The organism is Chitinophaga oryziterrae, from assembly GCF_009758125.1.
Taxonomy (GTDB): domain Bacteria; phylum Bacteroidota; class Bacteroidia; order Chitinophagales; family Chitinophagaceae; genus Chitinophaga; species Chitinophaga oryziterrae.
Genome location: NZ_WRXO01000001.1, coordinates 801,598 through 817,981 on the forward strand (window position 1 = coordinate 801,598; position 16,384 = coordinate 817,981).

The following is a 16,384-nucleotide window of genomic DNA, read 5'->3' on the forward strand; positions in this document are numbered from 1 at the left end:
TAAATCAATTAACAATTAAATCTATCTATCCCTATACTATGAAAGCAGTTATACGCAATGTCTCGCGCACACTAATTATGGCCGGAGCTATTTCTCTGGCTGCAACTGCGGCTAATGCCCAGATGAAAATAGGTAATAATCCTTCTGTAATTAAAAAATCAGCCATCCTGGATCTGGAAACTACCAAACAGGGTCTGTTATTACCAAGGTTAGCAGATTTTACAGCCATTGATGCGGCTATCGGAACCGATATCGTAGATGGTATGATCGTTTATCTCGCCAGTGGTGTACCTGCTACTGAAGGGGTATACATGCGTAAAGCGGGTGCCTGGGTAAAGATCTCCAGCGCTGCTGATGCGGTTTCTAACTGGAGCCTTCTTGGTAACACCGGTACTACGGCAGCTAATTATGTTGGAACTACCGACGCAATGCCGTTGTCTCTCCGTTCTAATGCTACGGAAGGTATCAGTATCCAGACAGATGGTAGCGTACAGTTGAAACAGGTTGCTGCAAGTGCTACCTTATTTGATGTAATGGTGATTGATCCTACTACCGGTACTGTTGCCAAAAGAACATTACCTATCACCGCTTTTAGCTCTCTGTTAAGCAATGTTGCCGTAAAAGCTGATTCTGCTTTTGCCACCATGAACGTAACAGAAGATCCAACAACAAAAGCGATCACTATTAACACACCTATTATGGCTGCGTCTTCAACCGCTCCATATGGTTTTATAACAAAAGCTGACTGGGATAAATTACAGGCACTGTCTGCTGGTGGTAACTTCACCATCGCAGATTTCATCACCACTATTGCTGCTGGTCAGGAAAACAGAGGTGGTCAGATTACATACAATGCCGCTACTGCAAGTTATAAACTGGAATTAGTAGCTGCCAGCGCAACATTAGCTGGTATCGTTACCACTACTGCACAAACCTTCGGTGGCGACAAGACCTTTACTGGTGCGGTTGCTGTTGGTGGTACATTAGGTGTAACCGGTGCTACTACGCTTAACAGCACATTAGATGTAACTGGTAATACTACTGTAGGTGGTACATTGGGTGTGACTGGTGCTGCTACTTTAGCAGATAACCTGAGTGTTGCCGGTACTTCTACCTTAACCGGTGCGACTACTGTTGGTAGTACATTAGGTGTAACAGGTGCTACTACCCTTAACAGCACATTGAATGTAGTTGGCGCTTCTACTTTAGGTGGTGCTGTTACTTTAGGTTCAGTTGCGGCAACTGCAACTGCTCCTTCTTACGACCTGTTGGTTAAGAACTCAGGAACTAATGCTGTTGAAAAGAAAGCATTTAATTTAGATGCACTGACTACTGCTGTACAGTTCATCACTACTGGTGGTGCAACTGCTTCTACAAGCGGTACAAGTGTTGAATTCCAGGGTGGAACTACCGGTGCAGATTTCAATATCGTTGCCGATGGTACCGCTAAAACAGTAACCTTCAATCTGCCGGATGCGAGTGGTATTGATGCTACTCACACTGCTGTTCAACGAGGTGTTGTTTCTTCTGCCGACCAGACTTTTGCCGGTAACAAGAGCTTCACTGCAAATGTTGCAGTAGGTGCAAATACAGTTGCCAACTCTACCTTACAGGTAGCGGGTTCTGTATCAATGGCGATCAAATCTGTTACTGCTGCTTACACGATCACAGCTACTGATAATACAATTCTGGCTGATGCTACTGCAGCAGGGTTCACTATTACTTTACCTGCTCCTTCAGCAGCTATTACCGGCCGCATTTATACTATTAAGAAAATCGGAACTGGTGATATTGATAATGCAGTTACTATAATGCCAGGTGGTGGTACTATTGAAGGTGGTGCCAGCTATATCATCTATAATGACTGGACTTATATTACAGTTCAGACAGATGGTGCTAATTGGTATATCGTCAAGAAATAATAAGAAATGAGATAACAGGAGTGGTATTATACCACTCCTGTTAATCTTTATAAATGATATTTCTTGAAACCAATTATTACCTATGAAAACAATGAAATGCAGTGGAGCGCTGATGTGCCTGTTTTTGTTGTTAACCCCGTTTGTAAACGCACAGCAACTTAAGCTGGGCACGGCTCCTAATGTAATTGAGAAATCTGCTTTATTAGATCTGAACAGTGATAAACAAGGCTTATTATTACCCCGTGTCAGTGATTACACGGTAGCGCCTTTAAGTACAGCCCCTGATGGCATGCTTATCTACTCTGTAACTGATAAATTATTGTATATAAGAAAGAATGGCATCTGGAGAAAATTGATAGACGAAACAAATGGCATTACATCCGTAAACGGACAAACTGGTCCGGTTGTTAACTTAACCACTAACAATATTTCTGAATCTGTCAACCTCTATTATACTGATACGAGGGCAAGAGCAGCATTCAGCGCAGGTACCGGTATTAACTTATCTGGTGCAGGCGTTATCTCAGCTTTAAATACTTCCGCTCTCTGGAATGCTTCACAGCTCCAGGGCCGTAATATATCCACCAATGCTCCTGCTAATAACGATGTGCTTTCCTGGGATAATGCCACCAGCACATGGTTACCCAAAGCTGTTGCAAGCGGAAGCGGATCCGTTACTTCCGTAGGATTGGCATTGCCATCCATTTTTACTGTAAGTGGTAGTCCTGTAACATCAACGGGTACATTAACAGGAGCTCTTGCTTCACAGACATTAAGGACCGTATTTGCTGCACCTGTTGCCGCAAACGGAGTTCCTTCTTTCAGGGCATTAGATCCCCTGGATATCCCTTCCGGTTCAACGAATTATATTCAGAATATTAGCTCGGGCACACAAACGGCCAGTTTTGCTGTGAGTGGGAACGGAAATGTAGGTGGAACATTTAGCCTGCCATCACTGACTACCGGTTCTGTTTTATTCACAGGTGCCAGTGGGTTAGTCTCTCAGAACAACACTAATTTCTTCTGGGATAATACCAATAACCGCTTAGGGCTTGGTACCAACAGTCCAAACAACACATTGGAAGTAGGGGGTACAGTTGCCGCTTCCGGTTTATCCGGGTTGCGCCTTACAGGAATGGGGGCCGCAACATTGCAATCACCACTTCCGAATGTATTGGCCGTAAACGCCACCGGGGATGTGATCGTTACTAGTAATCCTGCTGCCAATAACTGGTTGCTCACTGGTAATACCGGTAATGCAAGTACTGCATTCCTTGGAAACACAGATGACAAGGCAATGGTCATCAAATCCAATAACTTATCCTATCTGGAATTCGCACGCAGACAAACTCTGGGTCTTGTTCAGAGTTATACAGACTATACCGACCCGGATGAAAAAGTAACGTACGTACGTTCTGCGCTACAATTCGAAGTACCGGCAACAGTGAGTTTTTATAAACCTAAAATGTGGACTACCTCAGATGGTAATTTCAGAATGAAAGGACCTTCCGCTGGTACTGACTATTTTGAGTTTGGCGCTACAGGTACAAGTAATAACGGAGGTTTTGAATTCATTATCGGAGATGATGGAGATGAGCCTATCGTATTCAAAAGTTATAATTATACGGGCCCAACATTCACTGAAATAATGAGGCTGCAGAATAATAACGTAGGTATTGGCCTCGCAGGTGCTACTCCTGTGAAGCGTTTACATATTGATGCCAATAGCGATGCGATCCGTATCGTTAATCTGGCAAGTAGTGGTACAGGTAATCCATTAGTAATAAATTCTTCAGGTGATATTAAACAAACAACGGCATTGGATGGTGTGACTGTTGGAGCGACTACTAGGGCCTCAGGCGCGTTTACTACATTAGCTGGTGCAAGTACTTCTATAACTATTTCTTCAAATACTAATAATGACCTGGCAATCGGAAATTATTCCTTTATCAGGCTTACGAGTAGTACCGGCAATTATACAGTTACTGGTATTGCGGCAGGTGTAGATGGGCAAATGATTACCATCTATAATACAACTAGTAATATGACTATCGCAAATCAGAATGCATCGAGTACAGCAGCTAACAGGATTATAAGTACTACTGGTGCTAACATTGTGACTACTGGAATAGGTACTGTAACAATGATCTATTCCGCAGCAGATGCCAGATGGATTATTACATCAACTACTTTATAAATGTTGACATAACAGAAATCGATTTAATATGGTAAAAACATAATAATTACATGAAGCGATATTTACTCTTATTATGTTTCCTTATTTCTTTCACAAATGCTTTCGCTCAGCAGGCGACTTACATCGCTTCGGACGGTAAGGTATGGAGTTATGGCAACGTTGCGTTTTTTGGTGATGTTACCAATGACGGATTATTAGGTTCAAATCCTTCATCCATTCTGTATTTTATTGGTAAGCAGTGGACCAATGGTTTCGCTGCTTTACTGAAAGACGAAAGTGCTTCAGGTGTGGACGGTATCGGTGGTATCTTCCGCTTTGCCGGTATTACCGGTCAGCAAACCGTTGCAGGTGGTTATAACGTGGCATCCAGGTCCGGTGCCAGTTTCCCCAACCTGGAAGTAAGTAACCCAAACGGTATACTGCTGGCAGACCTGAATGATCTGAAAGTAAGGGACACCCTCAAATTCACCAATGGCAGCATTTTCCTGAATGGATGGAACTTGCAGGTAGGCCAGAATAACCCAGGCAACATTACCGGTTATAACCAGTCACGTTTTGTAGTTACCGGCACCGGTAGCTCAGGCGGTTTTTTATACCGTTCGAAATTAACAACATCAACAGGCCCCATCGTATTTCCTATAGGTACTACTGCTACCAACTATGCTCCCGCAGGTGTAGTATATGGTGGTCCCGCAGATGATTTTAAAGCAAGAGTGTTTGACAGTGTTTATCAGTTTGCGATGTCCGGTTACACCATTAACGACAGCGTAGTGTATAAAACCTGGAATGTAGGACAGGAAAACCCGGGTCAGGGCCCTGTGACTATGACCCTGCAACATATGGATACAGAGGAAGGAGTGGATTATGTGGCCAACAGGGATAGCAGCTATATCAGTCAGTTTGTAAGTGGTAACTGGGAAAGACGCACAGGTGTGAATGATAATATGGGACCCGGTACACTGATTTACAGTGGTGCACTCACCGGTGCTACTATGCATGCCCGCACCTTTGCCGACCTGGGTATGAACACATATCTGACCAAGTTTGCTTCAATCGCATATTATCTGCCTGCTGATATCATACACTTTAATGCTTATCGCGTAAGTTATGCACTGGCAGACCTGGTATGGACAACTTCCCGTGAAACCAACAACGCAGTATTTGAGATAGAGCGGATGTATGATAATGAAACTTCATTCACAAAAATTGCAACTGTACCAACAAAAGCACCGGGAGGAAACAGTACTTCCCGACTGGATTATTTCTATGAAGATCCGAACAGCTATGATGGATGGACTTACTATCGCATTAAGGTAGTGTCTATATCAGGTAAATACCTGTACACAGATGTAAGAGAAGTACCACCACTGATAAAAGTAACTGTTTATCCGAACCCGAACTTTGGTCAGTTCAAGGTAGATATCAAGGGTATCAAGGTTCCGTTGGTACTACAGATGATCGATACATGGGGACAGGTAGTCCGTTCACAGGTAGTGGTGAAGAGCGGAGAAGTACAGATAACAGATATGCCGGCGGGCACTTACTTCCTGGTATTAACGTATAAAGATTCCAGGAAACAGGCCTATGTGTGCAAAGTAATTGTGATAGATCATTGATAATTACGATGACGACTTTTGAAATATTAGAAAGGGACATATAATAAAAACTGAAGAAAAGCGCAGGACTTGCCACCTGCGCTCTTCTTCATCCCTCATTTATACCGTCCTGACTAACCAAGTTATATTTATGAAGACAACATCTTACATTCGATTATTTACATTGTTTTTATACCTGACGCCTACAGTATTATTTGCACAGCAGTTAAAACTGGGTGATAATCCAAGTAATCTGCAGAAGTCTGCTTTGCTTGAACTGGAAAGTAAATCTCAGGGTTTGTTATTACCGCGTATTTCAGATACCACGCTGGCAACCATTAAAGCATCACCTGATGGGATGATCATTTTCCTTACCCTGAACAACAGTTTATGTATCCGTGCAAACGGTGCCTGGCAAAAACTGATTCCGGAAGGACAGGCAATTACCTCCATGAACGGGTCTACCGTTCCTGTACAAACGATTACTGCCACCAGTAATGCTGCACCTGCATCGATTACTACCACAGCTGGTAATCATTTCGTAAATCTGCCGGATGCAAGTTCATCTTACAGCGGGTTTATGGGAACTGGCATACAAACCTTTGCGGGCGACAAAACATTCAATGGTAATCTGACAGCTAATCAGGATTTCTACCTGACAGGCATTGCAGTAGATAATACAAAGGATAGTGTGCTGCTGATTAACAGTGGTAAAGTATGGAAGAAACAGTTAACTGGTCTGCCTCCAACAGGCACTGCCGGTGGAGATCTTACAGGAACATATCCTAACCCTGTTATAGCCGCAGGTGCGGTAACCGGAGCCAAAATGGCTCAGGCTGGCGCAACTACCGGACAGGTATTAAAGTGGAATGGCACTACCTGGGCACCTGCTGCGGATGATAATACCGGCAGTTTATCTTCTGTTGGTTTAACACTGCCCTCTCTTTTTACAGTTACGAATTCACCGCTTACAGCAAATGGAAGTATAACGGCAACACTACAATCACAAACAGCGAATACCGTATTTGCAGCGCCTGACGGAGCCGCAGGTACACCTGCTTTCCGTGCATTGGCAGCGGCAGATATTCCTGCATTGCCTTTCAGTAATATTACAGGTGTTGTACCTATCGCACAGGGTGGAACGGCATTAAGCGCTGTTGGTGCTAACGGTACTTTCCTGACCAGTAATGGTACCTCAATTGCTTACCGTACTTTAGCTGCTGCGGATATTCCCAGCCTGCCTTTTTCTAAGATAACAGGTGTTGTACCAATTTCACAGGGCGGTACAGCATTAAGTGCTGTAGGTGCAGCAGGTACTGTACTGACGAGTAACGGAACGAGTCTTACTTATACAGCGCCATCTGTTACCTTAGCAGGAGATGTTACCGGTGCAAGTGGAGCGAATACAATTGCTGCAAAGGCGGTGACGTATGCTAAAATACAAGACGTAACCACACAGAAAATATTAGGAAGATACACAGCGAGTACAGGTAGTGTGCAGGAAGTATCCCTGGATAATTCATTGAAGTTAACTACAGGAGGGATCTTGTATGCAGATAGTTCTTTGGCTATCTGGAATGCAAGTAAATTTTTAGGAAGATCATTATCTCCTACTGCGCCAACCACAGGACAGATATTAAAATGGAATGGAGCAACATGGGCTCCTGCCGCGGATGATAACAGCGCGGGATTGTCTTCTGTAGGTTTAACAATGCCTTCCATCTTTACGGTTACTAATTCACCGTTAACGGCGAATGGTACTATTGCTACAACATTGGCAACACAGACTGCCAATACGCTCTTTGCTGGTCCTGGTACGGGTGCAGCTGCGGCCCCTGCCTTCCGTTCTATGGTCACTGCTGATATTCCTGATCAGGGAGTTACTTATGCTAAAATACAGAACGTTACCTCTCAGAAATTGTTGGGAAGATATGCTGCAACGGCAGGTAGTACACAGGAAGTATCTCTTGATAATTCCTTAAAACTGACGACAACAGGTACATTATATGCCGACAGCTCCCTGGCTATCTGGAATGCCAGCAGAATTCTCGGACTTGCAGTATCTCCAAAAGCACCGGCTACCGGTGAAGTGTTAAAATGGAACGGTACTAACTGGGAGTCCAATACAGATAATGATGGTGGCGCTACTTATGGTACTGTTGATAATACAAACGATGCTGCTACTGCGGACGTAGCTGGTTCTACTACCCGTATGAAAATATGGAATAGTGGAACAACTGGTACCGTGGTTAACGGTCCTTTAGGTACATCCGCTTATGCATGGAGCGTGCTGGCCTTCAGAGGTAGTGGTTTTACTACGCAGTTGTATTTTGACAAGAATACACTGGCAGTAAAAGAGTGGGGAGGCAATACAGCACCGCTTGCCACGAATACAGGTAATGGCTGGTATAAGATGATCTCAACAAACGGTAATAACAATATTGCAGTCGGATCTATACTTTTTGGTTACAAGACAAGTGATGCATCAGCAGAGGTAAGTCAAAATAATGCCGAACTTTTCTGGGATAATACAAACCTGAGATTAGGGGTTGGAACAAATACTCCTGTAGCAGCAGTTAGTATAGATGGTGGTATTTCCATGGCTATAACATCTACCAATGGCAGTTACACTGTGACAGATAATGATTATACAGTTATTAAAACAGGGAATGGTACTGCGACAATAACACTACCTTCTGCTAGTGGCCGTAAGGGAAGAATTTTTGTGATAAAACGAATTTCTGCAACAGGAACAGTTACAATTAACGGCGGAGGCAGTGGATTTGAAGGTGTCGCCGCCACGACTACGATGACGATGGCATCCACTGCTTTGAAAACTTACACATTTCAGTCGGACGGTACATATTGGTATGTTATTTCTTCCTATTTATAATTAAATAATACAGTTAATTTATTCAAACCAGCTTCTTTTAAATGTTTTATGTCAAAAACATTTAAAAGAAGCTGGTTTTTTACTACAACTTTGAGTACAAGCCCTCTATTCTACTTTTCTCTCTTCCCAATTCCCCCTTTTTCCTGTTAACTTTATACAAACCTGGTTATACCATACCTATACCTAAGAGACCTACCCATGAATGCACAACTGAAACTGTATGTAATATTCATACTGTTATTGTTTATGTCCACGCTTACATATGCCCAGTTGAAACTGGGAGATAATCCTGGTAACATACAAAAGTCTGCTTTACTTGAACTGGAAAGCAAATCCCAGGGATTATTATTGCCGCGTATAGCAGATACCACACAGACCACACTTAAAAATTCACCCGATGGGATGATCATCTACTTTATACCAAATAAAAGTCTGTATATCCATGCCAACAACGCATGGGTAAAACTGTTGCCGGAAGGGAATACCATCACATCCCTCAACGGGCAAACGGTCTCCACGCAGTTACTGAAAACAACTAACGTGGCAGGCACATATGCAATTACTTCAACAGCAGGTAATCACACTCTCAATATTCCCAACGCTACTGCTACTACAAACGGGTTTATGAGCACCGGTGCCCAGACATTCGCCGGCAGCAAAGTATTCAACAGCGCTGTTATTGCCAATGGTTCTTTCATCCTCAATAACGGGATGACATCCACCACTGGCGCCGTGAATATTATTACGTCCGCATCTCAGCCTATACAACTGATCAGTGGGGATATTACTGAAATATATGGGACATCGGTCTCTATCGGAAGCGCTACAGGGACTACTATTGCACAGGACCTGTACCTGCCGCATATCCAGGTGGATGACACAAAAGACACTGTGTTGCTGGTAGACCAGGGGAAAGTATGGAAGAAACGGTTAGGCGCCAGCGCACAAACACTGCCTGTAAGAGTGGTAACGACTTCCACCGGCATCACAGATGATGATTATACTGTGATAAGAAGTGGAAGCAGTGGAGCAGTTAACATTACGCTACCAGCGGCTAATGGCCGCACGGGCAGGATATTCATCATAAAACTGGCCAAAGGCGCATCGGACGTAGTTGTAAATGCCAGTGGCAGCAGTTTTGACGGAGATGACAGTAACACCGGTTTTAACCTCACCAATGGTGAAAGTGCTACAGTACAATCGGACGGTACTTACTGGTATATCATATCAACAGCTAATCCACTTTAAGGTAGTGCCTCAGTTTGATTACACCATCTTCGCGCCAGATGTTGTTGGGCATAAATACACCTTATCTGACGTGAATATCAGGTGAAGTTAAATTGAAAACAAATCCCGAACCCATATTCCAAAGCTAAATCGGAGAGCTAAACAGTCAGATGCAGTGTATTTATGCCAACAACATCTGCCAATCTACGCATTCATAACATTCAACTGAGTTTAACATAATTACTGGGTTGATTTTTCCATTTTTCCTTTAACTTTACACCGTCAATTCTTACCCTTGTTCATTTAATTACCTGGTTTTGAAAAAAGTTATTATCACAATAGATGGTTACTCTTCCTGTGGGAAAAGCACGCTGGCCAAACAACTGGCCGCAGAACTGGACTATGTGTATATAGACAGCGGAGCCATGTACCGTGCTATCACGCTGTATTTCATACAGAACCGTGTGGACTGGAACGATACGGATGAGGTAAACGAGGCCCTGGGTAATATTTCCCTGGAGTTTGTGTACAACCCCATTACCAACGTATCGGAGATGACCCTGAACGGAGAGAACGTAGAGCATATGATCCGCGAAATGCTGGTAGCCGAAAAGGTAAGCGAAGTGGCAGCCATAAAAGAAGTACGGGAATTTGCCGTGGCGCAGCAACAGCAGATGGGAAAGCAGCGTGGTATTGTGATGGACGGACGTGATATAGGGACCACCGTATTCCCCCATGCAGAATTGAAGATATTTATGACGGCAGATACTGCCATCCGTGTGGAACGCAGGTACAAAGAACTGTATGCCAAGAACAAAAACATCACCCTGCACGAAATAAAAGAGAACCTGGAATTACGCGATTATATCGATACCAATAGGGAGATTAGCCCCCTTCGTAAGGCAGAAGATGCTATCATATTGGATAACAGTCAGTTAAGTACGGATGAGCAACTTAAACTTGTGATGCAATGGGTTGAGGATGCGATTATGGTGCAATCTTAACCAGGAAAAGACCCGATTATAGAACAATCTTTCAGATTTTATTTTAATATCAGAAAAACCTTTATTAAATTTGCTTAATTCCCGGTTTTATTGCGGGTGAGAGACCCTTATAATTTTCCACATCCTCCAGAATTTCCTGCATTTTATTATTACCGTATTTTTTTGAATACTGCCAATAAGCACTTTCAAAATCAACATATATATTTCCCAAAGGGGTCAAGAGACATCTTGTAGGATCTTTGAGGTCTTATCATAGCTGTATCCGGAAACCTGCTATTAACCGTAAGAACATTCGACACTTAATATATAGCGTTGTGGCTAGTAATATTTAAACTTAATGTGGGTAAGGCGGGTTCGCCTGTACTTGTCCATATTTTCAGTAGGTGTATTCGGTTAATAGGAAGAAGGGGCGAATTCTTTCGCCCTTTCGCTTTTTTAACTAACTTGTGCTTATACCTTGCTGATGCATGTTTAAAGGCTGTTACTTATTACTTATCCTGCTCTGTTTAACAAAAGGGGACATTTACGGACAGGATTCTATCCTTGTTTTCCATACACTGGATTCCGCCAGACTATTGCCCGGCGATACCAATAAGGTGAACTGGCTGATAGACAAGGGTAAGGCCATGGGCCGTTATTTTGATAAACATAAAGCAGAGAACCCTTTCTTTCAGGAAGCCATCGTTACTTCCCAGCATCTCCGGTATTTCCGTGGCCTGTTCAGTGTGTACAATGAACTGGGCATCTCCAAAAGAAATAAATCAGAATATATCCTGGCTTCAGATTACCATGAGAAGGCCGTTAAATATGCCGAAGAAGCAAAAAACGACCTGATGCTGGCTATTGCCCTGAATAATACAGGGGTGGATTACCGGCGGCAGGAAAAGCTGGAAAAAGCATTTGGCTATCATTTCCGTGCATTACAACTGGCGGAAAAGATTAATGATGTTCGTAATATCTGCGTGGCTATCAATAGTATAGGTAATATTCAGCTGTCTTCCGGAAAGTATGATGAGGCTATTGCCCATTTCAATAAGGCCTTATTGCTGGAACGGGAGAATAAGAATAGTCTGGGTACGGCCATCAATCTTGGAAATATAGGTTATGCCTACCAGGGATTAGGTAAGCTTGACCTGGCCATAGAATATTATAAGAAGTCACTGGCCGTTAATCAGGTACTGAATAACAGTACCGGACTGGCGATCTGTTATAATTCACTGGGGGGCGCCTATAAGGAAAAGAAGGACTATGCCAGTGCACTGGAATACCTGCATAAAGCCCTGGCAGTGAATAGCAAAGTGGAAGATAAAGTGCATGAGGCAGAGAGTTACCTGAGCATCGGCAAGTTATGGAGCCTGCAGGGTAAACATGAGGAAGCACGCAAAAATATCCAGGCATCTATCGATCTGAGCCTTTTATGGCGGTTCAAGCTGATGCTGAAGGATGCCTATAAAGCATTGGCGGAGGATTATAAGGCCAGCGGGGATTTTGAAAAGTCTTTGGGAGCAATGGATAAGTCGTTATTGTACAAAGACAGCCTGCTGGATGAAAACTCGGCCCAGTCACTGGCGCAGACACAGGCCATTTATGAAGTAGACCGGAAAGACAACCAGATCAAACTACTGGAACATGATAAACAGCTAAGTGAACTGCGTACCAAACGTAATGTAGTGTATATCATATCCTTGGCAGGGTTTTTATTGATGCTTACCGTAGGTGGCTTCTTTTATATCCGCCACAGGAACCTGGAAACCAAGAAACAGACCTTACAACTGGAGCTGCGCTCATTACGTGCGCAGATGAACCCACACTTTATATTTAACTCACTCAGTTCCATACATCGTTTTATCTGGAGCAACAACCAGGAAGAAGCATCAGACTACCTCACCAAATTCTCCCGGTTGATGCGTATGATCCTGGATAATACACAGTACACCTTTATTTCTCTGAATAAAGAACTGGAATCGTTACGTTTGTATCTCGATCTTGAAAAGTTGCGTTGTAATGGTATTTTTGATTACCAGATCAATGTATCGGAAGAGATTAATGAAGAAGAAGCGATGATCCCGCCCATGATCATACAACCCTACGTTGAAAATGCTATCTGGCATGGGCTGGTACATAAATCCGGCAAAGGACTATTGGAAATAAACGTAACGCTGAAAGGGCGTGTATTGACCTGCATCGTTACAGATAATGGAATAGGAAGGAAAAAAGCGATAGAAATAAAAGAAAAAAAGGGACAAACGCACCGTTCGATGGGAATGAAGGTAACGGAAGGCCGGATAGATCTGATCAGAAAGATCAACAATACAAAAGAAGCAAACGTTAACATTACAGACCTGGAAGACGATGCCGGAACAGCCACCGGTACAGAGGTTAAACTCGTCTTACCGGTAGAATTTATTTTTTAATACACATTAAGAGCATGAGCGAAATAAGAGCCATCATCGTTGATGATGAGCAGCACTGTATTGAAGCCCTTCATACAATGCTGCAAAAGAAATGCCCCGAAGTAACTGTAGTGGGAAGCGTGAACAGTGTAAAAGACGCGAAGGATATGATCTCCGAATTACAGCCGGATGTAGTATTCCTGGACGTAGAAATGCCTCATCAGAATGGTTTTGAATTATTGAAACTGTTTGATAAGATCAATTTCGACGTGATATTCACTACTGCCTACGAACAGTATGCTTTAAAAGCGATTAAGTTTAATGCGCTGGATTACCTGTTAAAGCCTTTTAGTGTAAAAGAGCTGCAGGATGCTATTCAGAAATGTGTGGGCAGGCGTAACGGACCGGCGGGTGAAACACAGCATTCCCCTATTGAAGTATTCCTGCAGAACATGAAAACACTGCATCAGACGCATAAGAAGATCGCACTGCCTACCATTAACGGATTGGTATTTATGCCGGTACAGAATATCGTACGGTGTGAATCTACCGGTAACTATACCCGGATATTCTTTACAGACAAGAAAAACCTGATGGTATCCCGTCCGTTGAAAGAGTTTGAAGAGCTGCTTACTGATGTAGACTTTTTCCGTGTACATAACTCACATCTTATTAATCTTCAGCAGATGCAATCTTACATACAGGGAGAAGGTGGGTTTGCACTCATGAGTGATGGAACGCAGGTAGAAGTTTCGAGAAGACGTAAGGCAGATTTCCTGAAAAAGGCGATGCAGTTCTAACCAGATTTAAGGTGTTTTATGCCACTTACAGGAAATTGACCACCAGATAATAATTGTTGGTTGCTGGCTGAAAAGGTAAAAAGTACTTTTGGATCAGATTCTACCTTATTACAATATATGAATTTTTTTCTCTGCATTACTAGCATTGATTAGCCCCAAAGACAAAAGACACCACGTGGTGTCTTTTGTGTTTTATGACTACTTGAATTTCGCCGCTAATTCTTCAATTTTATGTTCCAGTCCGTAGAAGGAGAGTAGTTTCCGTATTACTGCTTCTACTAATGCGTCCGGGCAGGAAGCTCCGCTTGTGAGCATAATAGTTACCTGTTCTTTTTGAGGCAGAAAGGTAAAGCTGTGTAATTCCTGCTTATGGTGAAAATCCCAGTGTTCCACTTCATTGGCTGATACCAGCTTCTCATCTGAGGAGATGAAAAAGGTAGGCAGCCTCTCTTCACAGAGTTCTACCAGGTGAGAGGTGTTGGAGCTGTTATAGCCACCTACTACGATGGCAAGATCTGCTTCTTCCTGGAGCAGGCCGGTTACGGCGCTCTGGTTATCGTTTGTGGCATAGCAGAGGGTATCCCTTGCATCTGCGAAATGTTCACCTGCAGTGGCGGCGGTCAATGCGTAGCGGTCCATCATTACATTGCGGATATAGTCCGCAATGGCCTGGGTTTCAGTGGCCAGCATGGTGGTCTGGTTCACTACTCCTACACGTTGTAAGTCTTTTACCACATCAAAACCGGGGGAGTATTGTCCTTTAAAGAGTTCGTAGAACTCCGCCGCAGGTTTTTCTCCTGTGATGAATGTAGCCAGTAGTTGAGCTTCTGCCATGTCTTTTACGACTACGGTAGGTGTACTGCTGGTACTATGGGAGAAGGTAGCCCTGGTTTCTTCATGACCAGGTTTACCGTGTACGATGACGGTGTAGGATTGTTGCCCGATCTGTTCTGCCTTGTTCCATACCCTTTCCACAAAGGGGCAGGTGGTATTATATTGAAGGGGGGCAATGCCCAGGGATGTTAGTTTCGCTTCTATTTCCAGGGTGGTACCGAAGGCAGGGATGATAACGATATCTTCCGGGTTGAGTGATTCCCAGGGGACCAGCTGTTTGCCTGCTGTGTCCATAATGAACTGTACCCCTCTTGCCAGCAGGTCATTGTTGACGTGCGGGTTGTGAATCATTTCACTGAGGAGGAAGATCCTTTTGTCCGGGTTCTCATCCAGTGTTCTGAAAGCTATCTCTATAGCATTTTCCACACCGAAGCAGAAGCCGAAATGACGGGCCAGTAATACTTTCAGCGGACCGAAATCCAGTACGGTCGGTGTAAAATCCTTCTTCATGCGGTCCAGTTGCTTGCGGCTGTTTTTGATAGCCGTGATCAGCGGACTGCGATATATAACAGGGACGTTGAATGTTTTCATCTGGAGGCGAAGTTACAAATTTTGAAGGCCAGTTATTCCTGGCTCATTCTCTTTAACCAGGCTTTTTCTTCAGGACTCAGGCTTTCGAAGCCTTTATCATTGATTTTGTCCAGGAGCTGGTCCAGGCGAAGCTGCCTGTTTTCTTCCGGTCCGTTCTTCACCACTTTCAGCGGGGATTTCTTGGGTTTGAACATGCGTTTACGTCTGGTGGTAGCTTCTACACGTACCCGTCTGTTGAACAGCCATATTAAAGGCTGGCAGATATCGGTACCATTGTCCAGGAGCTTCACGTATACAAAACCCATTAATGCACCACCCAGGTGAGCCGCGATACCACCGGTGTTACCATCGGGAATGGCAATAGCGTCCAGTACCACGATGGCCAGGGCCAGCCACTTTAAGCGGATGGAACCCAGGAAGAGCAAGCCTATTTCGTAATTGGGGATCTTGGTAGCACAGGCTACCAGTAAACATATTACAGAAGCAGAGGCACCTATAAGGGTACCATCGAGGCCGGGGTAAATGAGATTATAGACTAAGAGGAATACCAGTCCGCCTGTGATACCGCCCAGCAGATAGAGGGGCAGTACGCGGTGATTGCCGAGGAATGACCGGAAGAGGTTACCAAACCAGTAGAGGTTCAACATGTTGAAGAATATATGAAAAATGGCAACATGGGTGAACATATAGGTAAATAACCCCCAGGGTTTAATTATAAAAGCAGGTAATGCTGAATGCAGGGACAGCTGCTCATATAAAAAGGTAGGTATAAAACCTGCGGCAGGAGATATCCATCCCACCACATGCACTACTCCCAGCAGGAGGAATACAACAATGTTCCAGAAAAGTAAATGGTTAATTGTGTTTCCTTGTCTCAGCCAGTAGCGAATATCAGATCTGAAAGACGTTCCGTTCATACTTGAAAATT

At 43.7% G+C, this 16,384-nt stretch carries 10 protein-coding genes; 8 read left to right on the forward strand and 2 right to left on the reverse strand.

Features of this window, described 5'->3' with window-relative positions:
• The first annotated feature begins 38 nt into the window (after positions 1-38).
• The 8 genes from GO495_RS03230 (at position 39) to GO495_RS03265 (ending at position 14,031) form a co-directional block, all read left to right on the forward strand.
• The gene (locus tag GO495_RS03230) at positions 39-1,922 is read left to right on the forward strand and encodes a beta strand repeat-containing protein (RefSeq protein WP_157298251.1); all 1,884 of its coding nucleotides are present in this window, start codon (positions 39-41) and stop codon (positions 1,920-1,922) included.
• 82 nt (positions 1,923-2,004) lie between these two features.
• Positions 2,005-4,119, forward strand: a complete 2,115-nt coding sequence (locus GO495_RS03235) for an autotransporter outer membrane beta-barrel domain-containing protein (protein ID WP_157298252.1) — start codon at positions 2,005-2,007, stop codon at positions 4,117-4,119.
• A 50-nt stretch (positions 4,120-4,169) separates the two neighbouring features.
• Complete coding sequence (locus tag GO495_RS03240) at positions 4,170-5,735, forward strand: T9SS type A sorting domain-containing protein (protein ID WP_157298253.1); 1,566 nt, start codon at positions 4,170-4,172, stop codon at positions 5,733-5,735.
• Positions 5,736-5,865: 130 nt separating this feature from the next.
• Complete coding sequence (locus tag GO495_RS03245; RefSeq protein ID WP_157298254.1) at positions 5,866-8,607, forward strand: beta strand repeat-containing protein; 2,742 nt, start codon at positions 5,866-5,868, stop codon at positions 8,605-8,607.
• Between the two features lie 198 nt (positions 8,608-8,805).
• A complete protein-coding gene (locus tag GO495_RS03250; RefSeq protein ID WP_157298255.1) occupies positions 8,806-9,855 on the forward strand; it encodes a hypothetical protein in 1,050 nt (349 codons plus the stop codon).
• A 296-nt stretch (positions 9,856-10,151) separates the two neighbouring features.
• Positions 10,152-10,838, forward strand: a complete 687-nt coding sequence (gene cmk / locus GO495_RS03255) for a (d)CMP kinase (RefSeq protein WP_157298256.1) — start codon at positions 10,152-10,154, stop codon at positions 10,836-10,838.
• Between the two features lie 467 nt (positions 10,839-11,305).
• A complete protein-coding gene (locus GO495_RS03260) occupies positions 11,306-13,252 on the forward strand; it encodes a tetratricopeptide repeat-containing sensor histidine kinase (RefSeq protein WP_157298257.1) in 1,947 nt (648 codons plus the stop codon).
• 14 nt (positions 13,253-13,266) lie between these two features.
• Positions 13,267-14,031: a LytR/AlgR family response regulator transcription factor gene (locus GO495_RS03265; protein ID WP_157298258.1), complete on the forward strand. Its 765-nt coding sequence runs from the start codon at positions 13,267-13,269 to the stop codon at positions 14,029-14,031.
• A 198-nt stretch (positions 14,032-14,229) separates the two neighbouring features.
• On the opposite strand, the gene GO495_RS03270 is transcribed toward GO495_RS03265, so the two are convergent.
• Positions 14,230-15,456: a 4-hydroxy-3-methylbut-2-enyl diphosphate reductase gene (locus tag GO495_RS03270; RefSeq protein WP_157298259.1), complete on the reverse strand. Its 1,227-nt coding sequence runs from the start codon at positions 15,454-15,456 to the stop codon at positions 14,230-14,232.
• A 32-nt stretch (positions 15,457-15,488) separates the two neighbouring features.
• On the reverse strand, positions 15,489-16,373 hold the full coding sequence (locus GO495_RS03275; RefSeq protein ID WP_157298260.1) for a rhomboid family intramembrane serine protease: 885 nt from the start codon (positions 16,371-16,373) through the stop codon (positions 15,489-15,491).
• Positions 16,374-16,384: the final 11 nt, after the last annotated feature.